Below are 21,335 nucleotides of genomic sequence, written 5' to 3' on the forward strand. Positions count from 1 at the left end.
AGTGACCATGCCATCCCCGGGCCAGGGGGCGACCTGCCGCTCAGGTGTTGCGGTAGTACCGCTTCGCCCGCCGCTCCGCCTCCCGCGCCGCGGCCTCCGGCGTCGCCTGGCCGGAGGCGACGGCGGCGCACATCTGCACCAGCACGTAATCGGCGGCGACGGCGCCCGAGGCCTGGCTGATCGGGCCGCGATAGCCGCTCCAGAAGCGGTTCTCCATAGCGTCGCGGAAGACCGTGTTCTTCGGGTCGGCGGTCCAGACGGTGCTCGCCGCATAGGCCTTCAGCGGATGCGCCCAGTAGCCGAGCGAGCCCTGCATCCAGGGCTCGTACTGCTCGGACTCCATCATGAAGGCGAGGAAGGCCTTGGCGGCCTTCGGATAGCGGGTGTGCCGGAAGACCATGGCGTTCATCACCGTCGAGGTCTGCGGCGCCACGGTCGCGCGGCCCTTCGGCATCAGCGCGTGCTGCGTGTCCTCGGCGATGGCGCGGGTGCCGGGGTCGTTCTTCAGGGTGAAGTAGAGCGAGACGCCGTTCGAGGTGAGGAAGATCTCCTGCGCCGAGAAGGCGCGGTTGTTGGAGGGGTCGAGCCAGGAGAGCGTGCCGGCCGCGAAGGCCGGGTACAGCGCCTGCAGGTATTGCAGCGCCTCCACGGTTTCCTTGCTGTTGATGGCGACCTTGCCCTCCTCGTCGACCAGATAGGCACCGTGCGACCAGAGCAACCACTGCGCGAAGGCGTTGCCGTCGCCCACCGCGTTGCCGAGCGCGAAGCCGATCGGCTTGTTGTTCTTCTTCATCGCCAGGCAGAGCTTGAGGAAGCCGTCATGGTCCTCGGGGATGCGCTCGAACCCGGCCTCCTTCACCGCCGAGGCCCGGTAGACGCAGGGGCCCATGTTCCCGCCGATGGGGATGCCGATCCAGGTCTCCGTGTTGTGCCGCTTGCCGTATTTCTCGGCGAGGAAGGCCCAGCCGCCATAGCGTTTCCCGAGATACTCGGCGACGTCGCTGAGCTCGACCACCTTCTCGGCATAGATGTGCGGGTCGTCCGACCAGCCGATGACGACATCCGGCCCGGTGCCGGTATTGGCGACGACCGCGGTCTGCGGCCGGATATCCTCCCAGCCGACGAAATCCACCCGCACCGGGACGTTGAACTTGTCCTGGAAGCGCTGGGCATTGGCGCGGAAGATGGTCTCGTCCGGCTCGACGAAGCGGGCGGGGCGGATGATCCGCAGGCTGGCCCCCGGCTCCGGCGTCACCGCGAAGGGGGGCGTCTCGGCGCGCGGGATGCCGCCGGGCGGGGCGGTCTGGGCGAAGGCCCGCCCGGCGAGCGCCGCGGCGCCCAGCCCGAATGTCGCGCGGCGCGTGAAATCCTGCATCTGCAACCCTCCCTGGCCGATCTTGGCCGGAGCGGTCCAGGCCGCCCGGCAAACGGAATGATGTGGGCGGCGGGGGAGGGCCATCCAGGAAATCCGCCCGGCGGCCGGTGATGCTCTCTAATTGGTGACATGCGAGGGCGAAGCCCCGCCGGTCCCGCTCCCATCGGCCTTCGAGGCCTCGCAACGCCTGCTGGCGTCGGCGACCTCGCCTGGGCTCGCGGTTGACTCCCGGTGCCGCATGGCTCACCAGATTTGGCGCGACCGCTCTCGTAACCGAGATTGTGGCGGAACCTGCGTCCCCCCCTGGCGCTTTTCCGTCCGCGACGTCGATCCCGCACTCCCCAACCCCCCAGGGAGCTCGGCCATTATGCGACCGACTGATTTACGCGCCGTGCCCCCACGGCGCGGCAGGTTTGCCTGTGCCTTCGCCATGGCGGCGGCACTCCTCACCCTTCCCGGACCGGCCTCCGAGGCCGCGGCGGCATCGCGTTCGGGCAAGAGCCAGTCCGAACACCGCGCCGAGCCGGCGCATCCCCGCCGGGCGGCCGCGTCGCCGGCCCGCGCCGCGCGGTCGAAGCCGGCCATGCCGGCCCGGCAGGCCGCGCGGCGCGGACCTGCGGCACCAGCCAAGCGCCAGGTCATGGCGGCGGCGCCCAGGCCGGCCGCCGCGGCGCCGGCCGAGGAGGTGCCGGGCGTTCGGCCGATCGTCGTCTCCGCCCTCGGCGGCGCCGTCCGGAGCACCGGCATCGAGCCGACCCTGCTCGCCGCCCTGGCCTGGCAGGAAAGCCGCTTCGACCCACAGGCGCGCAACGGCCGCTCGACCGCCCGCGGCCTGATGCAGTTCACCGAGGGCACCTGGCTGCAGGCGGTGCGCGACCATGGGGCGCAGCACGGCCTGCCCTATGAGGCGGCGATGCTCTCGACCGATCCGGCGAGCGGCACGATCAGCGCCCGCAAGCCGAAGGTGCAGGCCCGCATCCTCGCCCTGCGCAACAACCCGCGCTATGCGGCGGCCCTGGCGGCGGCGCGGATCAACCGGGCCCAGGCGGCGCTCGAGCTCGCCCTGATGCGCCCCGTGGGGCCGGCGGATCTCTATCTGGTGCATCTGCTCGGCCCGGCCGGGGCGCAGCGCTTCCTCGCGGCCCTCGACCGCACGCCGAACCGCCCGGCGACCGAGGTGGTCGGCGCCGACAGCGTGGCGCTGAACCGCGAGGTCTTCGCCGATCGCGGCAGCGGCAAGCCGCTCACCCTGGCGGAGGTGCATGCCTGGATCGCCCGCTCCATCGCGGCGCAGCGCCAGATGCATGCGCCGCTCCTCACCGCGCTCGGCGACCGGCCCACGGGGCGGCAGGTCGTCGAGGTCGCGGATGCCCGCTGAGACCGGGCGCAGGACGGTACACCCTCCGGTTTGCCTGGGCCTTCGCGGCGTCGCGCGAACAGCACGCCTTCGGCATGGCGCGCCTTACGGCGCGACCCGCGGCGCCCGTTCAGGCGCTCGGCCCTGCGGGCCGCGGGCCGGCGCGGACCCTGCCGGGCGGCGTAGGCCAGCCGCGCCCTAATCCGGCCGGATGTTGGCCGTACGGATCAGCTCGCCCCACAGCGTCGTCTCCGCCGCCAGGGTCTGGCGCAGCGCCGCCGCATCGCCGGTGGTGATGACCACGCCATGCTCGGCCATCCGGGCGCGCAGCGCGGCATCCCCGGTGGCCGTGGTCAGCGCCCCGCCGAGCCGTGCCAGCACCGGCTCCGGCGTGCCGGCGGGGGCGAAGAGGCCCTGCCAGAACACCACGTCGAAGCCGGGCACCGCCTCGGCCACCGGGGGCAGCTCCGGCAGCAGGGCGCTGCGCTCGGCCGAGGAGATGGCGAGGCCGCGCGTGCCGCCCTCGCGCAGGCTCGGCAGCGCCTCCAGCACCGCCTGGAACATCGCCCCGATCCGTCCCGCCCTGAGGTCGAGCAGCGCCGGCGCGCCGCCCTTGTAGGGGATATGCGTCACCTCGATGCCGGCGCGCTGCGCGAAGAGGGCCAGCGCCAGGTGGTTCACCGCGCCGGTGCCGCTGCTGCCGAAATTGAGCTTGCCGGGATTGGATCTGCACCAGGCGATGAGCTCGGCGGTGGTCTTCGCCGGCACCGAGGGATGGACATGCAGCACGAAGGCGGTGCGGAAGACCATGCCGATCGGCGCCAGCTCGCGCATCGGCTCCTTCGGCGTCAGGCTCGGCTGCAGGGCCGGGTTGATGGCCAGCGTCGAGGTGCCCATCAGCAGCGTGTAGCCATCCGGCCGGGCCTGGGCGACGGCGGTGTTGGCCACCGCCGTCGCCGCGCCGGCGCGGTTCTCCACCACCATCGGCACGCTGAGCGCCTGGCCCATGCGCTCGGCGACGGCGCGGCTGGTGATGTCGGTGACGCCGCCCGGCGCATAGCCCGAGACCACGCTGATCGCGCGCTCGGGGAAGGCCTCGGCGGCGCCGGCGCGGGCGAGGGGCGACAGCAGCAGCGGCGCGGCGAGCAGGGCGCGGCGGTGGAGTGGCATGGGCATCTCTCCCGGAGTCTGGTTGCGCGCAGGCTGCGGGCCGCCCGCCGGCCGATCAAGCCCCCGGTTCGCGCCAGGCATCGCAATAGGTTTGTCATCGCAGCGTCATCGCAGCGTCATCGGCGGCCCGTATAGGCCCCCCTCGGGACGAGGGATGCCGATGCTCGAATTGCAGGGCCTGACCCGGCGCTTCGGCGCCGCGACCGCGGTGGAAGCCGTCGATCTGCGCGTGCCCGAGGGCCAGATGCTCGGCATCATCGGCCGCTCCGGCGCCGGCAAGTCGACCCTGCTGCGGATGATCAACCGGCTGACCGAGCCGAGCGCCGGCCGCATCCTGCATCGCGGCCGCGACGTCACGGCGCTGCGGGGCGCGCCGCTGCGCCGCTGGCGCACGGATTGCGCCATGATCTTCCAGCAATTCAACCTGGTCCCCCGGCTCGACGTGCTGACCAACGTGCTGGTCGGGCGGCTGAACCACCTGCCGGCCTGGCGCAGCCTCAGCGGCGCCTGGCCGGAGGCGGACCGCGCCATCGCGCTGGCGGCGCTGGAGCAGCTCGATATCGGCAACCTGGCCGGGCAGCGCGCCGGCAGCCTCTCCGGCGGCCAGCAGCAGCGCGTGGCGATCGCCCGCGCCCTGGTGCAGGAGCCCTCGATCATCCTGGCCGACGAGCCGGTGGCCTCGCTCGACCCGCGCAACGCCAAGCTGGTGATGGACGCGCTGGCGGAGATCAACCGCCGCTACGGGATCCCGGTGCTGGTGAACATCCATTCCCTCGATCTCGCCCGCACCTATTGCGAGCGGCTGGTCGGCCTCGCCGCCGGGCGGCTGGTCTTCGACGGGCCGCCCGAGGCGCTGACCGAGGAGGCCGCCCGCCGGCTCTACGGGCTGGAGGCGGCGGAGGCGGTCGGCGCCGAGCCGCCGCGCATCCCGGTCGCGGCCTGATGCGGCACGGCCCCACCCCGAAGGACGGGTGCCAACGGACCGGTCGCCCGACCGGTCCGAGGCCCCGAAGGGGGCCCGCAGCCCGTGCTGCAGAGCCAGGCGAACCGGAGGGTCGCGCCCGGCGCCTGAGGGCCGTGCACACGGGCCGCGGCCTGATTCCCTGACGGAGACGAACATCCATGCATAGCCGCCGCACCCTGCTCGGCGCCGGCGCCGGGCTGGCCGCCACCGGCCTGTTCGCGCCGCGCCTCGCCCGCGCCCAGGCCGCGAAGGCCCCGGCCGAGCTGGTCTTCGCCATCATCCCGGCCGAGAACGCCTCCGGCGTGCTGGAGCGCTGGTCGCCCTTCACCGACCATCTGAGCAAGGCGCTCGGCACCAAGGTGGTGCTGCGCATCGCCAGCGACTACGCGGCGGTGATCGAGGGGCAGCGGGCGGGCAACATCCACATCGCCTCCTACGGCCCGGCCTCCTTCGCCCGGGCGCTGAAGACCGGCGCGCCGATCGAGGCCTTCTGCATCGAGGTGAACCAGGACGGCACCAAGGGCTACCACTCGGTCTTCTACGTGAAGAAGGACAGCCCCTACAAAAAGATCGAGGAGCTGAAGGGGAAGAATCTCGGCCTCGTCGATCCGAACAGCACCTCCGGCAACAACGTGCCGCGCTTCGCCCTGCACAAGATGGGCATCAACCCGGACCAGTTCTTCGGCAAGGTGATCTATACCGGCAGCCATGAGAACGCGATCATCGCCCTGCAGCAGGGCACGATCGACATGGCCGCGAACTGGTGGAACAACGCCGAGGAGAGCAACCTGCGCCGCATGGAGCGCAAGGGGATGGCGCAATACGACGACTTCCGCATCCTCTACACCTCGGACCTCATCGTGAACTCGCCGATGGCCTATCTCACCACGCTGCCGGCCGAGCTGCGCGCCGCCATCCGCAGCGCGGTACTGGAGCTGCCGCAGACGCAGCCCGCGCTCTTCGAGCGGCTCTACGACGGCAAGGCGCAGCCCTGGGCGCCGGTCGACAACGCCGCCTACCAGCCGGTGATCGAGCTGATCACCTTCGTCGATGGCCTGCGCCGGCAGAAGAGCTGATCCCATGGCGCAGGGCGGGGCGCGGCCGGAGCCGCCGGCGGCGGACCGGCTGGCGCCGCTCGCCGAGCGATATCGCGGCGGCCAGGGGCGCCGGCGCCGCCAGGCCTGGCTCGCCATCGCCCTGACCCTGCTGCTGGCCTGGCTGGCGGCCTGGGTGGCGCAGGTCGATCCCGGGCTGATCTGGGCCAAGGGCGGCAACATCCTCGACTATTTCCGCCGCCTGCTGACGCTCGAGAGCGGCGCCGCGGCCGGCGCGCCGGTCTGGCAGGACCCGGCGGAGTGGTTCTGGGGCTGGCGGCGCTGGCTGCGGCTGCTCGGCGACACGCTGCTGATGGCCTATCTCGGCACCCTGGCCGGGGCGCTGGGCGGGTTCCTCTGCGGCCTGCTGGCCGCCCGCAACATCGGCCCCGGCCAGGGGCTGCGCTGGGTGGTGACGCGCGGGCTGGAGGTCTGCCGCACCGTGCCCGACATCGTCTTCGCCCTGGTCTTCGTCATCGCCTTCGGCCTCGGGCCGCTGCCCGGCGTGCTGGCGATCGCCATCCACACCCTGGGCGCGCTGGGCAAGCAGATCACCGAGGTGGTGGAGAACATCGACATGCGCCCGGTCGAGGGCGCCATCGCCGCCGGCGCCGCCTGGCCGCAGATGGCCGGCTTCGCGGTCGTGCCGCAGGTGCTGCCGGGCGTGCTCGGCTATGCGCTGCTGCGCTTCGAGATCAATGTCCGCAGCGCCGCGGTGCTGGGCTTCGTGGGCGCGGGCGGCATCGGGCAGGAGCTGATCGAGGCCATCCGCAAGTTCTATTACAACGACGTCTCGGCCCTGCTGGTCCTCATCATCCTGACCGTGATGCTGATCGATGCCACGACCAGCCGGGTGCGCCTTCGGCTGCTGGAAGGGCATGCGGCATGAGCGGCGGCACCGCCTCCCTCTCGCCGCTGCGGGCGGCGGCGCGGGCGCGGCTGCCGGCGCTGCGGGCGGCGCATCCGGCGGCCTTCCGCCGCTTCGGCCCGGGCCAGCGCCGCGCCGCCGCCCTGCTGCTGGCCGGGCTGGCGCTGCTCGGCCTCGGCCTCTGGCGGCTCGATGTCGCCCCGGCGCGGCTGCTCGCCGGCCTCGGCGCGCTCGGGCATTTCCTCACCCTGATGCTGCCGCCCGATCCGGGCTCGCCGGCGCAGTTCCGCGGCATCCTGGCGGCCCTGGCCGAGACGCTCGCCATCGCCTATCTCGGCACCCTGCTCGCCGCCATCCTCGCCCTGCCGCTCGGCCTGCTGGCGGCGCGCAACGCCACGCTGCACGCGCTGGTCCGCTTCGCGTCGCGGCGGCTGCTGGATGGCATCCGCGGCATCGACGCGCTGATCTGGGCGCTGATCTGGGTGAGCGTCGTCGGCCTCGGGCCCTTCGCCGGGGTGCTGGCGATCATGACCTCCGATATCGGCACCTTCGGCAAGCTCTTCTCCGAGGCGATCGAGGCGGCCGACCGGCGGCCGCAGGAGGGGGTGGTGGCCGCCGGCGGCGGCGGCCTCGCCCGGCTGCGCTACGGCGTGCTGCCGCAGGTCCTGCCGGTGATGGCCGGGCAGGTGCTCTACCTGTTCGAATCCAACACCCGCTCCTCCACCATCATCGGCATCGTCGGGGCGGGCGGCATCGGGCTGATGCTGGCGGAGATGATCCGCATGCTGGAATGGCAGAGCGTCTCCTGCATCGTGCTGCTCATCCTCCTCATGGTGGCGGCGATCGACCAGCTCTCCTCCCGGCTGCGGCGGCGCCTCATGGGGGGGTGAGCCCCCAACGACCGCCCCTGTCGCCACCCCCTGTCACCGCCCCTGTCAGCGCCGCGGGCGGCATGCCATCCTCCGGGCAAAAGAACCCAGGAGGAAACGGCGGATGCCCGAAGGCGCCCTGCAGCGCGACCCGGTGGCCACGGTCCACAGCACCGACGTGCTGGTGCTCGGCGCCGGCTCGGCCGGCTGCGTCATCGCAACCCGGCTCAGCGAGGACCCGGCCACGCAGGTGGCGCTGATCGAGGCCGGCCCGACCGCCTGGAACGATCCCTGGATCCGCATCCCGGCCGGCTTCGCCCGGCTCTATTCCAGCGGCCGCTACGACTGGCGCTTCCACACCGAGCCGGAGCCGGGGCTCGACGGCCGCAGCATCCACTGGCCGCGCGGCAAGGTGGTGGGCGGCTCGGGCGCGGTGAACGGCCTCGTCTTCCTGCGCGGCTCGCCGCGCGACTACGACCGCTGGGCGCAGTCCGGCGCCCGCGGCTGGGGCTATGACGACGTGCTGCCCTTCTTCCGGCGGATGGAGACCTGGACCGGCGAGGCCTCGGAGGAGCGCGGCACGGACGGGCCGATCCACGCCGCCGAGGCGCGCCACACCTCGCCCGGCGCCGAGGCCTTCATCGCCGCCGCGCGCGCCATGGGGCACCAGCGGGTGAAGGATTTCAACGGCGCCTGGCACGAGGGCGTCGGGCCGATGCAGATGAACGTCCGGGGCGGCTTCCGCAGCCATTCCGGCGACATGTTCCTCCGCCCGGCGCGCCGGCGGCCCAATCTCCGCATCATGCCGGAGCGGACCATCCAGCGCCTGCTCTTCGAGGGACGCCGCTGCATCGGCGCGCTGGTGCGGGGGCCGGCCGGGCTCGAGCGCTGGGAGGCGCGGCGCCAGGTGGTGCTCTGCGGCGGCGCCATCGGCACGCCGCAGATCCTCATGCTGTCGGGCATCGGCGACGGCGCGCAGCTGCAGGAGATGGGCATCGAGACCCTGGTGCACGCGCCGGGCGTCGGGCAGAACCTGCAGGACCATTTCCTGCAGCGCATGCGCTACCGGGTGAAGCCCTGCCGCACGGTGAACGAGTACTGGCACGGGCCGCTCGGCAAGCTGCGCATGGCCGCCCGCTACGCCTTCGACCGGCGCGGGCCGATGGCGATCGGCGCCGCCGAGGCCAATCTCTTCGCCCGCGTGCTGCCCGGCGCCGAGGAGCCGGATATGCAGTACCTCTTCGTCAACTTCACCGTCACCACCTACGACCAGGGGCCGGATCCCTGGCCGGGCTTCATGTTCAGCGCCTGCCAGTGCCGCCCGGACAGCCGCGGCAGCATCGCGCTGCGCAGCCCCGACCCGGCGGACAAGCCGGTGATCCGCGCCAATTACCTGGAGGCGCCGCACGACCAGCACCTGATGGTCGAGGGGGTGAAATACGCCCGCCGGATCGCCGCCCAGGCGCCGCTCGCCGCGCTGATCGAGGAGGAGCTGACTCCCGGCGCCGGGGTGCAGAGCGACGAGGCGATCCTCGCCCATATCCGCCGCGACGGCGGCACGGTCTACCACCCCTGCGGCACGGCCCGCATGGGCGAGGACGCGCTGGCGCCGGTGGACAGCCATCTCCGGCTCAAGGGGGTGGAGGGGCTGATGGTGGCGGATGCCAGCGTCATGCCGCTGGTGCCCTCCTCCAACATCCAGCCGGCGGCGCTGATGATCGGCGAGCGGGCGGCGGCCTTCCTGCGGGCGGCCGGCCGGTAGGGCGGTTCCCAAGGGCGGCCGGCATGCCCGATGGGGCGCCCGGCGGCAAGGGATGGGTTGCGGTCCCGGCCCCGCTGCCCCGAGGATCGCCGCATGCCCGACGACGCTTCCGCCCGCCCGCTGGTCGCCTTCCTCGGCGGCGCCGGCGACCGCCTCTTCCAGCCCTGCCGCAGCGTCTTCCGGCGCGTCGAGGCCATGCCGGAGGCCGCCGGGTGCGAGCTGCTCTATGCCGTGCACTGGCAGGCGGGGCGCGTCCTCGACCGCATCGAGGCGCGGCCGGCCGGGGCGCTGGTCCGTCTGGTCGGCCATAGCTGGGGCGGCAACGCCGCCGCCCGCCTCGCCGCGCGGCTCGGCGAGGCGGGGCGGCCGGTGGAATTGCTGCTCACCATCGACCCGGTGGCGCGCTGGATCGATCCTGCCTTCCTCGCCAGGGTTCGGGCCGGGGCGCGGGTCTGGGTCAATGCCCGGGCGGTGGGCGGGCCGCATTTCCACTACTCGGACGTCGTCGCCGCGATCGGCGGCCCCTATGGCGAGGCGCCGCGCCGCTTCGCCGACCTGCATCTCGACCTGCCGCAGCCGCATTCGGCCTTCGGGGCCATGCTGGCCGCCCGGCTGCCGGATGGCCGGAGCCTGCTCGACCTCGCGCTGCAGGGCCCCGCCCTGGCCGAACCCGGCGCCGGCGACCCCATCCCGGCCTGACCGCGGCCAGCCTTGCCGCCCGCGGGCGGCCTACCGCATAACGTTGCGAGCCCGCCGGAGCGCGGGACCGAGAGGGAGCTTCCAAGAATGCTGGGCCTGATGCAGGATCGCCCGTTGCTGATCTCCGCCATCCTCGAGCATGCGGCGCGCAACCATGGCGGTGCCAAGATCGTCTCCGCCCGGGCCGATGGCAGCCTGGTCCGGCATAGCTGGCCCGAGGTCGCGGCCCGCGCCGCGCAGCTCGCCCATGCGCTCGCCGCCCGGGGCGTGCGGCAGGGCGAGCGGATCGCCACCCTGGCCTGGAACGACCACCGGCATCTCGAGATCTATTACGGCGTCTCCTCCATGGGCGCGGTGATGCACACCGTGAACCCGCGGCTCTTCCCGGACCAGATCGCCTATATCCTGGCCGATGCCGAGGACACGCATCTCTTCGTCGACCCGACCCTGGTGAAGGGGGCCGAGGCGCTGGCCGACAAGCTGCCGCCGAGCCTCCGGACCATCGTCGTCATGGGGACCGAGGCGGATATCCCGGCCGACTGCCCGCTCCGCGCCCGCTTCGAGGTCCTGGCCCAGGAGAGCCTGATCGCCGGCCAGCCGGAGCGCTACGACTGGCCGGAGCTGGACGAGCGCACCGCCTCCTCGCTCTGCTACACCTCGGGCACCACCGGCGAGCCGAAGGGCGTGCTCTACAGCCACCGCTCCACGGTGATCCATGGCTATGCCGTGCTGCAGAAGGACGTCTTCAACATCGGCGCCGAGGATGTGGTGATGCCGGTGGTGCCGATGTTCCACGTCAATGCCTGGGGCATCCCCTATGCGGCCGGCATCGCCGGCGCCTCGCTGGTGCTGCCCGGGCCGCGGCTCGACCCGGCGAGCCTGCACCGGCTGATCGAGGCGGAGGGCGTGAGCTTCTCCGCCGGCGTGCCGACCATCTGGACGGCGCTGCTGCAATGGCTGCGGGCCGACCCAGGGCGGCGCTTCGCCCGGCCGCCGCGCCTCGTCGTCGGCGGCACCGCCCTGCCGACCGCGATCAATGCCGGCTTCCTCAAGGAATACGGCGTGCGCATCCTGCATGCCTGGGGGATGACCGAGATCAGCCCGCTCGGCTCGACCAATGCCCGGCTGCCGCAGAATGCCGGTTGGGACGAGGACCGCTTCCTCGACTATGCCCGCAAGCAGGGCCGGCCGGTCTTCGGCGTCGAGTTCCGCGTCCGCGATGCCGAGGGGAAGGAGATCCCGCATGACGGGGTGGCCTTCGGCGAGCTCGAGGTGCGCGGCCCCTGGGTGGCCAGGGCCTATTTCAACCGACCGGGCGACCCGGCGCACACCCCGGATGGCTGGTTCCGCACCGGCGACGTGGTGACGGTGGACGAGCTCGGCTGCATCGAGATCGTCGACCGCGCCAAGGACGTGATCAAATCGGGTGGGGAGTGGATCAGCTCCATCACCCTCGAGAACCTGATCATGGGCCATCCGGCGGTGGCCCAGGCGGCGGTCATCGGCATCCATCACAGCAAATGGGATGAGCGGCCGCTGCTGCTGGTGGTGCCGAAGCCGGGGGCGAGCCCGAGCCCGGAGGAGCTACTCGCCTATTACGACGGCAAGGTGGCGAAATGGTGGATCCCCGACCAGGTGGAACTGGTCGAGAGCCTGCCCATGACCGCGACCGGCAAGCTCTGGAAGGCGGATCTGAAGACCCGCTACCGCGAGCGCAGCGCCGGCTGATCCCGGCCGGCCGGGAAGCGGCGGCGGCCCGCCGCCCGGCGCTGCACGATCCTTGCTAGGCCCTGCCCGAACCGGGACCGGAGCCTTGCATGAGAGCCCATCGCCTCGCCCTCGCCGCCCTGCTGGCCGCGCCGCTCGCCGCGCTGCCGGGCGCCGCGGGGGCGCAATCGCAGCCCAGGCTGCTGCGCATCGCCATGACCGCCGCGGATGTGCCGACCACCACCGGCATGCCGAACAACGGCTTCGAGGGCATGCGCTTCCTCGGCTATCCGGTCTTCGAATCGCTCGCCCTCTGGGACCATTCCGACCCGAAGACGCTCTCCGACCTCAGGCCCGGCCTGGCCGAGCGCTGGGAGCAGGATGAGAGCGACCCGCGGAAATGGCGCTTCACCCTGCGCCAGGGCGTGCAATTCCATGACGGCGCGCCCTTCAACGCGGATGCGGTGATCTGGAACCTCGACCGCTACACGAAGAACGACAGCCCGCAATTCGATGCGGCGGGCAGCGCCATCGTCCGCGGCCGGGTGCCGGTGCTCACCGGCTACCGCAAGATCGACGACCGGACGGTCGAGATGGAAACCAGCCGCCCCGTCTCCTACTGGCCCTACCTGACTGCCTATATCCTGTTCACCTCGCCGCAGAGCTTCGAGCAGGCGGGGCGGGACTGGGCGAAGGTGGCCGCCCTGCCGGCCGCCGGCACCGGCCCCTTCCGCATCACCCGCTTCGTGCCGCGGCAATCGGTGGAGCTGGCACGCAACGACCAGTACTGGGACCCGGCGGGCCGGGCGAAGCTCGACCGCGTCCTGCTGCTGCCGATGCCGGAGGCGAACACCCGCCTCGCCGCGCTGCGCTCCGGCCAGGTGGACTGGATCGAGGTGCCGCCGCCGGATGCCCTCGAGTCCCTGAAGGCGGCGAAATTCCAGGTGGTGACCGGCAGCTACCCGCATATCTGGCCCTGGGTCTTCGCCGCCGGCAAGGCGGGCAGCCCGGTCGCCGATATCCGCGTCCGCCAGGGGCTGAATTATTGCTTCGACCGCAAGGAGATGGTGGCGATGCTGAACGGCACCGCCGAGCCCTCGGTCGGCTATTTCAAGGCGGGCGACCCGGCCTTCGGCACGCCGCAGAACCACTACACGCTGGACGCCGCCAAGGGGAAGGCGCTGCTGGCCGCGGCCGGCTACGGGCCGCAGAAGCCGCTCTCGATCAAGATCGGCATCTCCAACAGCGGCTCGGGCCAGATGCTGCCGCTGCCGATGAACGAGTTCCTGCAGCAATCCCTGGCCGAGCATTGCGGCGTGAAGGTCAGCTTCGAGGTGGTGGAGTGGAACACCCTGCTCGGCGGGCTGCGGGCCGAGCCGGGGCAGCCGCAATGGCTGGGCGCGGATGCGCTGAACATCAGCCTGCATTCCTCCGACCCCTCGGCCATGGGGCGCTGGTTCTACGGCGACAATCTCTCGCCGCGCGGCTCCAATGCCGGGCATTGGAAGGATGCCGAGTTCGACGCCGCCTTCCTGGCGCTGGAGACCGAGGCCGATCCGGCCAAGCGCCTGGCCCTGACCCGCAAGGCGCATGAGCGGCTGGTCGACAACCCGCCCTGGCTGTGGATCGTGCACGACCTGAACCCGCGCGCCATGACCGCCCGGGTCAGCGGCTTTGTCAGCCCGCAGAGCTGGTTCATCGACCTCACCCGGGTGGAGGTGAAATAGCCGGGCAGGGCGGGGGCGCCGTCCCCCGCCCATGGCCTCGGGGCAGGGCAGCGGGGGAGAGCGATGGCCGGTCGCCGCAAGATGCATCTGGTCGCCTATCTGAAGGCCGGCCCGAATTTCAGCTATCCGAGCAGCTGGCGGCATCCGGCCGCGACGCTCGACGACCTGTTCGAGCCGACGCGCTGGGAGAATTGCGCCCGGCTGCTGGAGGCCGGGCTGTTCGATGCCTGCTTCTTCGCCGACGGGCTCGGCATCCCCGATCTCTACAAGGGCAGCTATGCCGATTATGTCGGCCGCGGCGGCCAGCTCACCCTGGTCGATCCCATGGTGCTGCTGCCGCAGATGGCGCGGGTGACGGAACGCCTCGGCCTCGGCGTCACCCTCTCGACCAGCTTCACCCCGGCCTATGTGGCGGCGCGCTGGCTGGGCTCGCTCGACCTGCTCAGCAAGGGGCGGGCGGCCTGGAACGTCGTCACCACCGGGCGGGATTTCGAGGCGCGCAACCTCGGCCAGGACGGGCTGCCGCCCAAGGCGGCGCGCTACGACATGGCCGACGAGGTGCTGGAGGCCTGCGACGCCCTCTGGCAGGGCTGGGAGCCGGATGCGCTGGTGCTGGACCGCGCCGCCGGCCGCTTCGCCGATCCGGACAAGATCCACCGGGCCAATTACGAGGGGCGCTACATCCGCACCGAGGGCCCGCTCTCCATCCCGCGCAGCCCGCAGGGCCGGCCGGTGCTGATGCAGGCCGGCGCCTCGCCCCGTGGCCGCGCCTTCGCCGCCCGCTGGGCGGAGATGATCTTCTGCACGCCCGCCACCAAGGCGGATGCGCTGGCCTTCCGCAGCGACATCCGCGCCCGGATGCAGGCGATCGGCCGCGACCCGGACCATTGCGCCGTGCTGCCCTCCGTCACCGTGGTGCTGGGCGAGACCGAGGCCATCGCCCGGGAGCGGGCGGATTACCTGGAATCCCTGGTGGATCCGGAGCTGGTGCTCGCCGCCAGCTCCTGGTCGGTGGTGGCCGATCTCAGCCGCATCGAGGACCCGGCGGCGCTGGAGGGGGCGGGCAGCCACCAGGGCGTGCAGGGCCACCGCGACCGCATGCTGCAGGTGGCGCGGCAGAAGGGGATCAGCTTCGCCGAGGCGGTGCGGCGGCCGCGCGACCTCATCGCCGGCACCGCGGCGCAGGTGGCCGACATGATGGAGGACTGGTTCGCCGCCGGCGCCTGCGACGGCTTCATCCTGCCGCCCACCCTGTTTCCCGGCACCTTCGAGGAGGCGGCGCGGCTGCTGGTGCCGGAGCTGCAGCGGCGCGGCCTCTACCGCACCGCCTATGCCGGGCGGACGCTCCGGGAGAATCTCCGCAACCCGGGCTGACGCCGCGGGCAGGGCGTGGCGTGGTCCTTGCTAACCCCTGGGCCGATCACGCTCGGGAAGGACCAGCATGCGACATCCCCACCGCACCGCGGGCCTCGGCCTGGCGGCGCTGCTCGCCGCCGCCTCGCCGGCGATCGCCGAGACGACCCTGCGCATCGCCATGACCGCGGCCGACGTGCCGACCACCACCGGCATGCCGAACAACGGCTTCGAGGGCATGCGCTTCCTCGGCTACCCGATCTTCGAGGGGCTGGTGCTCTGGGACCTCTCGCGCGCCGACCGGCCGGCGGTGCTGCGCCCGGGCCTGGCCGAGCGCTGGGAGCAGGACCCGGCCGACCCGAAGACCTGGATCTTCCATCTCCGCCAGGGCGTGACCTTCCATGACGGCACGCCGCTGACGGCCGATGCGGTGATCTGGAACCTCGACCGCTTCTTCAAGCCGGACAGCCCGCAATTCGAGCCCGCCGGCGCCGGCATCACCCGCGCCCGCAACCCGATCCTCGCCGGCTACCGCAAGCTCGACGAGGCGACGGTCGCCATCAGCACCAGCCGGGTCGCCAGCTACTTCCCCTACATGGCCGTCTACATCCTGATGGCCAGCCCGCAGAGCTGGGAGAAGGCCGGCCGCGACTGGGCCAAGGTCTCGACGCTGCCGGCGGCCGGCACCGGCCCCTTCAAGCTCGGCAAGTTCAGCCCGCGCGTCTCGGTCGAGCTGCTGAAGAACCCTGCCTATTGGGACCAGGCGCGGGTGCCGAAGCTGGACCGGGTGCTGCTGCTGCCGATGCCGGAGGCGAATACCCGCCTCGCCGCGCTGCGCTCCGGCCAGGTGGACTGGATCGAGGTGCCGCCGCCGGATGCCATCCCCAGCCTGAAGCAGGCCGGGTTCAACATCGTCACCAACTCCTACCCGCATGTCTGGCCCTGGATCTTCCAGCTCGGCGGCGCCGCCACGCCCTTCAAGGATGTCCGCGTCCGCCAGGGGCTGAACTACTGCGTCGACCGCAAGGGCCTGGTCGAGATGCTGAACGGCACGGCCGAGCCCTCGGTCGGCTGGCTGAAGCCGTCGGACCCGAATTTCGGCAAGCCGGAGAACCGCTATGGCTTCGACCCGGCCAAGGGGAAGGCGCTGCTGGCGGCGGCCGGCTACACGCCGCAGAAGCCGCTTGCCTTCAAGGTGATGATCTCGGCCAGCGGCTCCGGCCAGATGCTGCCGCTGCCGATGAACGAGTACATGCAGCAGAACCTGAAGGAGGCCTGCGGCGTCGACGTCACCTTCGAGGTGACGGAGTGGAACACGCTGCTGACCGCGGTGCGCCAGGGGCCGGATGCGCCGATCCTGAACGGCGCGACGGCGACCAACCCCTCCTCGCCCTCCTCCGATGCCGGGGTGATGGCGCGCTACTTCCTGCAGGCCTTCGTGCCGCCGAACGGCTTCAACTGGGGGCAATGGACGGACCCGGGTTTCGAGGGCGCCTTCGCGGCGCTGGAGACGGCCCGCGACGAGGCGGGCTTCAACACCGCCTATGCCAAGGCGCATGAGCGGCTGGTCGACGATCCGCCCTGGCTCTACATCGTGCACGACCTCAATCCGCGGGCCATGTCGCGCAAGGTGAAGGGCTTCACCTCGGCGCAGTCCTGGTTCCAGGATCTGGTGCCGGTCGAGATGCCGTAGGGGAGGCGGCGGCGCGCCCCCCGAAACCGCAGCCGGGCAGGGGGCGCGTCCCTGGCGGCGCGTTTTTCCGGGGATGGAAATGCTCCACCGCCGGGAATCGGTTGGCGTCAGCGTAAAATGAGAAAAGCAAACATATTCTGGTACGGGTTTTCCGGTCCTTCTCCCCATGCTTTTCCACAGTTTTTCGTGTGCAGAATGCCTGCCAGAACTTGTGGCAGAGGCCAGCGTTGGCCTACCGTATGTTGTGGGTGGCAACATCTAGTGGGTCACGCTACGGGAGAACCACATGGACTGGACGGCTGAGGCGATCGATCAGCTCCGCAGCCTCTGGGCGGAAGGGCATTCGACGGCCGAAATCGGTCGCCGCATGGGCATCTCGAAGAATGCCGTGGTCGGCAAGGCGCACCGCCTGAACCTGCCGGCGCGCCCCAGCCCGATCCGCCGCGAGGCCGAGGGCAGTGCCGCGCCGCGTCCGGCGCCGGTGCGCCGCGCCGCGGTGCCGCCGCCGCCGCGCGAGCCGGCGCCGCTGCGCCGCCTGGCCCAGCCCAACGCCGCCCCCGCCGCCCCGGCGCCTGCCGCCGTGGTGCGGCCCTTCCCGCGCGTCGCGGCACGCAGCTGCTGCTGGCCGCTCGGCGAGCCCGGCACGCCGGAGTTCCGCTTCTGCTCGGCCGAGGCGATGACCAGCAAGCCCTATTGCGCCGAGCATGCCTCGGTCGCCTATGTCCGCGTCCGCGACCGCCGCGAGGACGCTGCCTGAGACGGCATCGGGGGCGCATCCAGCCCCCCTGACCGGATGAGCGGGGGCACGCCGGCCGCCGTGCCGCCGGCCCCATCCTCCGTGCCGCCATGGCGCGCCCGGCCCGGCCGGGGCGCCGCGGCCTCGCCGGTGTCGCACGGCCGCCCACCGTGCCCGCCGTCCCTATCGGCCGGAACACCCTGCGCGACGACGCGGCCGGCGCCGGTCATGCGCGCCCGCTCCGGCTCGCCCGCGCCGAGCCGCACCGGGGCGCGCTATCCCGCTGATCCGGATGGCCCTTCCGGCGTATCGCCGCGCGGCGCCCGGCCGGCGCGGGCCGGTCGGTTCGGGCCGCCTGCCCCGGGCGGGCGGGCGCGCAGCAGGCCCGGGGCGTCCTCCTGGCTGCATCGGAGCGCCACGGACGGGCCCCGAGGGTCTGGCGCCAGGCTTGCCTTGGGGCTATCGCTGCTCTAGCCGAGCATCTCCGCTTGCAAGATTCAGGGGGGCAAGAGCATTCGCGAAGCCAGGCTGCTCCAGGACGCCAGGATGGGCCACCCCCGCGCGGCACTGGATGCCGAGGCGGTGCGCGAGGCCTATCGCCGCTGGGCCGGCGTCTATGACGAGGTGTTCGGCTCCGTCTCCGGCCCTGGCCGGCGGCGGGCCGTGGCGGCGGTGAATGCCCTGCCGGGCAGCCGCGTGCTCGAGGTGGGGGTGGGCACCGGCCTGGCCCTGCCGCTCTACGACCCGCGCAAGCGGGTGGTGGGCATCGATCTCTCGCGCGACATGCTGCGCCGGGCGAAGGAACGGGTGGTGACCCGCCGCCTGCGCAACGTGCAGGGGCTGGCGGAGATGGACGCGGAGGCCATGGGCTTCGCCGATGCCAGCTTCGACATCGCGGTCGCCATGTTCACCGCGACCGTGGTGCCCGATGCGCGCCGCCTGTACCGGGAGATGCGCCGCGTGGTGCGCCCGGGCGGGCAGCTCCTCTTCGTCAATCACTTCGCCGCCCAGGGCGGGCTGCGCTGGTGGGCGGAGCGGACCCTGGCGCCGCTCTCCCGCGTGCTCGGCTGGCACCCGGATTTCGCCCTCGGCGACCTGCTCGAGGATCCGCGGGCGGCGGCCGAGATCACGCCCTGCCCGCCCTTCGGCCTCTTCACCCTGGTGCGGGTGCCGCAGCCGGCGCTGGCCTGAGCCTTCCGCCGGGCCACGGCTGTGGCCGGGGAAGGGCGGTCAGCGGCCGCGCCCGCCGCCGCGGCAGGTCAGCCGCGGGCGTGGCGACCGCGGGCCGAGCAGCAGCGAGGGGGCATGCCCGGGCGCGCAGAGCGCCGCCGCGCTGCCCGGCGGCAGCGGCACCGTCCCGCCGCCCGCCTGCCACACCGCGCCGAGCCGGGCCAGCAGCACCCGGCGGTGATAGCCCGCGCCCCGCGCCGCATCCGCCGAGTGATAATTGGCGATCGCCTCCGCCCAATTGCCGAAACGGGCATGCAGGGCGGTCAGGAAGGTGATGGCGTAGCCGATATTGGCCTCGGGCTGCAGGCCGGTCGCGGCATCCGGGAACGCCGCCGGGTGGTGGAGCAGGTTCACCTGCATGCAGCCGATATCGATGGAGCGCCGGCCGGCCGCCTGCAGCGCCGCGACCTCCGCCGCCGCGGCGCCGTGGCTCGGCAGGATGCGCCCCTCGCCCTCCACGTTCAGGGTCCAGGGCCAGGGCTCGAAGCGGGCGGTGCGGGGATCGCTGCGGCCGCTCTCCACCAGGGCGATGGCCAGCAGCAGCCCGCGCGGCAGGCCGGAGCGCGGCTCGGCGGCCGCGATGGCGCGGCGGCAGGCGGTCCAGGGATCCTCCTCGGCCCGCGCCGGACCGGCGAGGACGGGCAGGAGGAGGAGCAGGCCGGCCAGGACAGCGCGCATGGCGGCGATCTCGGCCGGCCGCCGCCCCCGCGTCAATGCCGGCATCAGCCGGCCAGCGCGTCCCAGAGCAGCTTCAGGTTCATCGCCACGATCAGGCCGGTCGCCGCCCAGCCGAGCCAGAGCTGCCAGCCCGGCGTCGCCAGCGCCCCGAGGCGCCGGCGGTCGGAGGCGACCAGCATCAGCGGCACCACCGCGAAGGGCAGCTGCAGGCAGAGGATGACCTGCGAGAGGATCAGCAGCTGCGCCGTGCCGGATTCGCCGTGAAGCCAGGTGACGATCACCGCCGGGACGATGGCGATGAGCCGGGTGACCAGCCGGCGGATGACGGGCGGCAGGCGCAGCCCGAGGAAGCCCTCCATCACCGCCTGGCCGGCCAGCGTCGCGGTCACCGTGGAGTTGAGGCCGCAGGCGAGCAGCGCCACGGCGAAGAGGGTCGCCGCCGCGGCGGTGCCGACCATCGGCGTCAGCAGCTCATGCGCCTCCTGGATCTCGGCGACCTCGGTGCGGCCGCCGGCATGGAAGACCGCGGCGGCGGTGATGAGGATGGCCGAGTTCACCAGCAGCGCCAGCGACAGCGCGATCGAGCTGTCGATGGCGGCGAAGCGGATCGCCTCGCGCTTCGCCGCCACCCCCTCGCCATAGTCGCGGGACTGCACGATGGCGGTGTGCAGGTAGAGGTTGTGCGGCATCACCGTGGCGCCGAGGATGCCGATGGCGATGTAGAGCTGGCGCTGGTCGGTCACGATCGAGGCGCTCGGCAGGTAGCCCGCGAGCACCGCCGCCCAGTCCGGCTGCGCGAGCAGGAGCTGCGCCGCGAAGCAGCCGAAGACGAGGAACATCAGCCCCGCCACCGCCGCCTCCAGCCAGCGCACGCCGCGATGCTGCAGCCAGAGGATCAGCATCGCATCGAGCGCGGTGAGCAGCACGCCGATGAGCAGCGGGATGCCGAAGAGGAGCTGCAGCGCGATGGCGGTGCCGATGAGCTCGGCGAGGTCGGTGGCGCAGATCGCCACCTCGGCCAGGACCCAGAGCCCGAGGCTGGTGGGGCGGGAGAAGCGGTCGCGGCAGAGCTGCGCCAGGTCGCGGCCGGTGGCGATGCCGACGCGCGCGCAGAGCGCCTGCAGCAGCATCGCCATCAGCGAGGAGAGCAGCGCCACGGCGAGCAGCGTGTAGCCGAAGGCCGAGCCGCCGGCGAGGGCGGTGGCCCAGTTGCCCGGATCCATGTAGCCGACGGCGATGAGGTAGCCGGGGCCGATGAAGGCCAGCAGCCGGCGCAGCCAGCCCGCGCCGTCCGGCACGCGGACGCTGCGGTGCATCTCCGGCAGGCTGACGCCCTCCGGCCGCGGGGCGGGCTCGGCTTCGGGGCGGGTCAGCATCGGGGCAGCCCGGCGGGCATGGCTGAACAGATCTTCAACTGTTCAGACGATCCTTGTTTTTCAGGCGGTTATGGGACAAGCAGCAGGTGCCCCCGGGGCCTGGTCGTGTCAAGGCCCGCTTGTGGCGCCACGGGCGCCTCTGCAACTGTGCATGGAGTGGAACCAGGATGGGGATGATGCGCGGACGGCCGAGGATCGGCGACGACCAGGTGGTGGAGCTGGCGGAGATGTTCCGCCTGATGAGCGACCCGACGCGGCTGCGGATCATTCTCGCCTGCCTCGACGCGCCTGCCGCGGTGGGCGAGATGGCGGACCGGCTCGGCATCTCCGCCTCGCTGGTCTCGCATCACCTGCGGCTGCTGCGCGCGGCGCGGCTGCTGCAGGCGGATCGGCGTGGCCGGCAGGTCTTCTACGCCGTCCAGGACGAGCATATCCGATCCATGCTGTCGGACATGGTCGATCATGTCGCCGAGGTCGATGCCGAGGCGGAGACCGGCGGCTGACGGCGACGGGCCGGCCTTGCTGCCGGCCGGCGGCGCCTCACTTGTGCAGGACCATGCCGGGACTTATGGTCCGGCCGCGTCTGTTCTGCCCCTGGCGGCGTGACGCGCCGGCCGCTTCGCGGCCGGCAGGTAAGCGACAGGGCGGCGCGGGTCGCCGGCCCGGACGGGAATGGG

Annotated in this window: 18 protein-coding genes; 14 read left to right on the forward strand and 4 right to left on the reverse strand. The window is 72.5% G+C overall.

Features of this window, described 5'->3' with window-relative positions; translation table 11 throughout:
- Positions 1–40: 40 nt before the first annotated feature.
- Positions 41–1,375, reverse strand: coding sequence for an ABC transporter substrate-binding protein (locus tag DOO78_RS01530; protein ID WP_111467950.1), 1,335 nt, complete (start codon positions 1,373–1,375; stop codon positions 41–43).
- A gap of 640 nt (positions 1,376–2,015) precedes the next feature.
- On the opposite strand from DOO78_RS01530, the gene DOO78_RS27295 reads away from it, so the two are divergent.
- Complete coding sequence (locus DOO78_RS27295; RefSeq protein WP_165838668.1) at positions 2,016–2,753, forward strand: transglycosylase SLT domain-containing protein; 738 nt, start codon at positions 2,016–2,018, stop codon at positions 2,751–2,753.
- A 177-nt stretch (positions 2,754–2,930) separates the two neighbouring features.
- Here the strand turns inward: DOO78_RS27295 and DOO78_RS01540 are convergent, their stop codons facing one another.
- Positions 2,931–3,902: a Bug family tripartite tricarboxylate transporter substrate binding protein gene (locus tag DOO78_RS01540; protein WP_243634299.1), complete on the reverse strand. Its 972-nt coding sequence runs from the start codon at positions 3,900–3,902 to the stop codon at positions 2,931–2,933.
- A gap of 160 nt (positions 3,903–4,062) precedes the next feature.
- Here DOO78_RS01540 and phnC point away from each other — a divergent pair, with 160 nt between their 5' ends.
- The 12 genes from phnC to DOO78_RS01600 all read left to right on the forward strand — a co-directional run bounded on the left by phnC (position 4,063) and on the right by DOO78_RS01600 (position 18,565).
- The gene (phnC, locus tag DOO78_RS01545; RefSeq protein ID WP_111467953.1) at positions 4,063–4,845 is read left to right on the forward strand and encodes a phosphonate ABC transporter ATP-binding protein; all 783 of its coding nucleotides are present in this window, start codon (positions 4,063–4,065) and stop codon (positions 4,843–4,845) included.
- A gap of 179 nt (positions 4,846–5,024) precedes the next feature.
- The gene (gene phnD, locus DOO78_RS01550; protein ID WP_111467954.1) at positions 5,025–5,942 is read left to right on the forward strand and encodes a phosphonate ABC transporter substrate-binding protein; all 918 of its coding nucleotides are present in this window, start codon (positions 5,025–5,027) and stop codon (positions 5,940–5,942) included.
- A gap of 4 nt (positions 5,943–5,946) precedes the next feature.
- Positions 5,947–6,849, forward strand: a complete 903-nt coding sequence (gene phnE, locus DOO78_RS01555) for a phosphonate ABC transporter, permease protein PhnE (protein ID WP_111467955.1) — start codon at positions 5,947–5,949, stop codon at positions 6,847–6,849.
- Positions 6,846–7,718: a phosphonate ABC transporter, permease protein PhnE gene (gene phnE / locus DOO78_RS01560; RefSeq protein WP_111467956.1), complete on the forward strand. Its 873-nt coding sequence runs from the start codon at positions 6,846–6,848 to the stop codon at positions 7,716–7,718. Before phnE (DOO78_RS01555) ends, phnE (DOO78_RS01560) begins: the two co-directional genes overlap by 4 nt.
- A 103-nt stretch (positions 7,719–7,821) precedes the next feature.
- Positions 7,822–9,459, forward strand: coding sequence for a GMC family oxidoreductase (locus DOO78_RS01565; protein WP_111467957.1), 1,638 nt, complete (start codon positions 7,822–7,824; stop codon positions 9,457–9,459).
- A gap of 93 nt (positions 9,460–9,552) precedes the next feature.
- Positions 9,553–10,158 (forward strand): hypothetical protein, encoded by a 606-nt coding sequence (locus DOO78_RS01570; RefSeq protein ID WP_111467958.1) that lies wholly within the window; start codon positions 9,553–9,555, stop codon positions 10,156–10,158.
- Between the two features lie 99 nt (positions 10,159–10,257).
- Complete coding sequence (locus tag DOO78_RS01575) at positions 10,258–11,886, forward strand: long-chain fatty acid--CoA ligase (RefSeq protein WP_279387762.1); 1,629 nt, start codon at positions 10,258–10,260, stop codon at positions 11,884–11,886.
- Positions 11,887–11,975: 89 nt separating this feature from the next.
- Complete coding sequence (locus tag DOO78_RS01580; RefSeq protein ID WP_111467960.1) at positions 11,976–13,592, forward strand: ABC transporter substrate-binding protein; 1,617 nt, start codon at positions 11,976–11,978, stop codon at positions 13,590–13,592.
- A 63-nt stretch (positions 13,593–13,655) separates the two neighbouring features.
- The gene (locus tag DOO78_RS01585) at positions 13,656–14,966 is read left to right on the forward strand and encodes an NtaA/DmoA family FMN-dependent monooxygenase (RefSeq protein WP_111467961.1); all 1,311 of its coding nucleotides are present in this window, start codon (positions 13,656–13,658) and stop codon (positions 14,964–14,966) included.
- 67 nt (positions 14,967–15,033) lie between these two features.
- A complete protein-coding gene (locus tag DOO78_RS01590) occupies positions 15,034–16,638 on the forward strand; it encodes an ABC transporter substrate-binding protein (RefSeq protein ID WP_111467962.1) in 1,605 nt (534 codons plus the stop codon).
- 286 nt (positions 16,639–16,924) lie between these two features.
- Complete coding sequence (locus DOO78_RS01595) at positions 16,925–17,395, forward strand: GcrA family cell cycle regulator (RefSeq protein ID WP_111467963.1); 471 nt, start codon at positions 16,925–16,927, stop codon at positions 17,393–17,395.
- Positions 17,396–17,920: 525 nt separating this feature from the next.
- Entirely contained in the window at positions 17,921–18,565 is a 645-nt protein-coding gene (locus DOO78_RS01600; protein ID WP_111467964.1) for a class I SAM-dependent methyltransferase, read from the forward strand.
- Positions 18,566–18,604: 39 nt separating this feature from the next.
- Here the strand turns inward: DOO78_RS01600 and DOO78_RS01605 are convergent, their stop codons facing one another.
- Positions 18,605–19,327: a transglycosylase SLT domain-containing protein gene (locus DOO78_RS01605; protein ID WP_111467965.1), complete on the reverse strand. Its 723-nt coding sequence runs from the start codon at positions 19,325–19,327 to the stop codon at positions 18,605–18,607.
- Positions 19,327–20,658 carry an Nramp family divalent metal transporter gene (locus DOO78_RS01610; RefSeq protein WP_111467966.1) on the reverse strand — a complete coding sequence of 444 codons (1,332 nt, stop codon included), beginning with the start codon at positions 20,656–20,658 and terminating at the stop codon, positions 19,327–19,329. The genes DOO78_RS01605 and DOO78_RS01610 overlap by 1 nt, the downstream gene beginning before the upstream one ends.
- A 176-nt stretch (positions 20,659–20,834) precedes the next feature.
- On the opposite strand from DOO78_RS01610, the gene DOO78_RS01615 reads away from it, so the two are divergent.
- Positions 20,835–21,161: an ArsR/SmtB family transcription factor gene (locus DOO78_RS01615; protein WP_207802754.1), complete on the forward strand. Its 327-nt coding sequence runs from the start codon at positions 20,835–20,837 to the stop codon at positions 21,159–21,161.
- Positions 21,162–21,335 lie beyond the last annotated feature (174 nt).

Source organism: Roseicella frigidaeris (assembly GCF_003258945.1).
GTDB classification, from domain to species: Bacteria; Pseudomonadota; Alphaproteobacteria; order Acetobacterales; family Acetobacteraceae; genus Paracraurococcus; species Paracraurococcus frigidaeris.

What these genes read in the sequence shown, in the direction of transcription:
- DOO78_RS01530 (WP_111467950.1), bottom strand. Translation starts at nt 1,375, where the DNA reads ATGCAGGATTTCACGCGCCGCGCGACATTCGGGCTGGGCGCCGCGGCG.
- DOO78_RS27295 (WP_165838668.1), top strand. Translation starts at nt 2,016, where the DNA reads ATGGCGGCGGCGCCCAGGCCGGCCGCCGCGGCGCCGGCCGAGGAGGTG.
- DOO78_RS01540 (WP_243634299.1), bottom strand. Translation starts at nt 3,902, where the DNA reads ATGCCACTCCACCGCCGCGCCCTGCTCGCCGCGCCGCTGCTGCTGTCG.
- phnC (WP_111467953.1), top strand. Translation starts at nt 4,063, where the DNA reads ATGCTCGAATTGCAGGGCCTGACCCGGCGCTTCGGCGCCGCGACCGCG.
- phnD (WP_111467954.1), top strand. Translation starts at nt 5,025, where the DNA reads ATGCATAGCCGCCGCACCCTGCTCGGCGCCGGCGCCGGGCTGGCCGCC.
- phnE (WP_111467955.1), top strand. Translation starts at nt 5,947, where the DNA reads ATGGCGCAGGGCGGGGCGCGGCCGGAGCCGCCGGCGGCGGACCGGCTG.
- phnE (WP_111467956.1), top strand. Translation starts at nt 6,846, where the DNA reads ATGAGCGGCGGCACCGCCTCCCTCTCGCCGCTGCGGGCGGCGGCGCGG.
- DOO78_RS01565 (WP_111467957.1), top strand. Translation starts at nt 7,822, where the DNA reads ATGCCCGAAGGCGCCCTGCAGCGCGACCCGGTGGCCACGGTCCACAGC.
- DOO78_RS01570 (WP_111467958.1), top strand. Translation starts at nt 9,553, where the DNA reads ATGCCCGACGACGCTTCCGCCCGCCCGCTGGTCGCCTTCCTCGGCGGC.
- DOO78_RS01575 (WP_279387762.1), top strand. Translation starts at nt 10,258, where the DNA reads ATGCAGGATCGCCCGTTGCTGATCTCCGCCATCCTCGAGCATGCGGCG.
- DOO78_RS01580 (WP_111467960.1), top strand. Translation starts at nt 11,976, where the DNA reads ATGAGAGCCCATCGCCTCGCCCTCGCCGCCCTGCTGGCCGCGCCGCTC.
- DOO78_RS01585 (WP_111467961.1), top strand. Translation starts at nt 13,656, where the DNA reads ATGGCCGGTCGCCGCAAGATGCATCTGGTCGCCTATCTGAAGGCCGGC.
- DOO78_RS01590 (WP_111467962.1), top strand. Translation starts at nt 15,034, where the DNA reads ATGCGACATCCCCACCGCACCGCGGGCCTCGGCCTGGCGGCGCTGCTC.
- DOO78_RS01595 (WP_111467963.1), top strand. Translation starts at nt 16,925, where the DNA reads ATGGACTGGACGGCTGAGGCGATCGATCAGCTCCGCAGCCTCTGGGCG.
- DOO78_RS01600 (WP_111467964.1), top strand. Translation starts at nt 17,921, where the DNA reads ATGGGCCACCCCCGCGCGGCACTGGATGCCGAGGCGGTGCGCGAGGCC.
- DOO78_RS01605 (WP_111467965.1), bottom strand. Translation starts at nt 19,327, where the DNA reads ATGCCGGCATTGACGCGGGGGCGGCGGCCGGCCGAGATCGCCGCCATG.
- DOO78_RS01610 (WP_111467966.1), bottom strand. Translation starts at nt 20,658, where the DNA reads ATGCTGACCCGCCCCGAAGCCGAGCCCGCCCCGCGGCCGGAGGGCGTC.
- DOO78_RS01615 (WP_207802754.1), top strand. Translation starts at nt 20,835, where the DNA reads ATGCGCGGACGGCCGAGGATCGGCGACGACCAGGTGGTGGAGCTGGCG.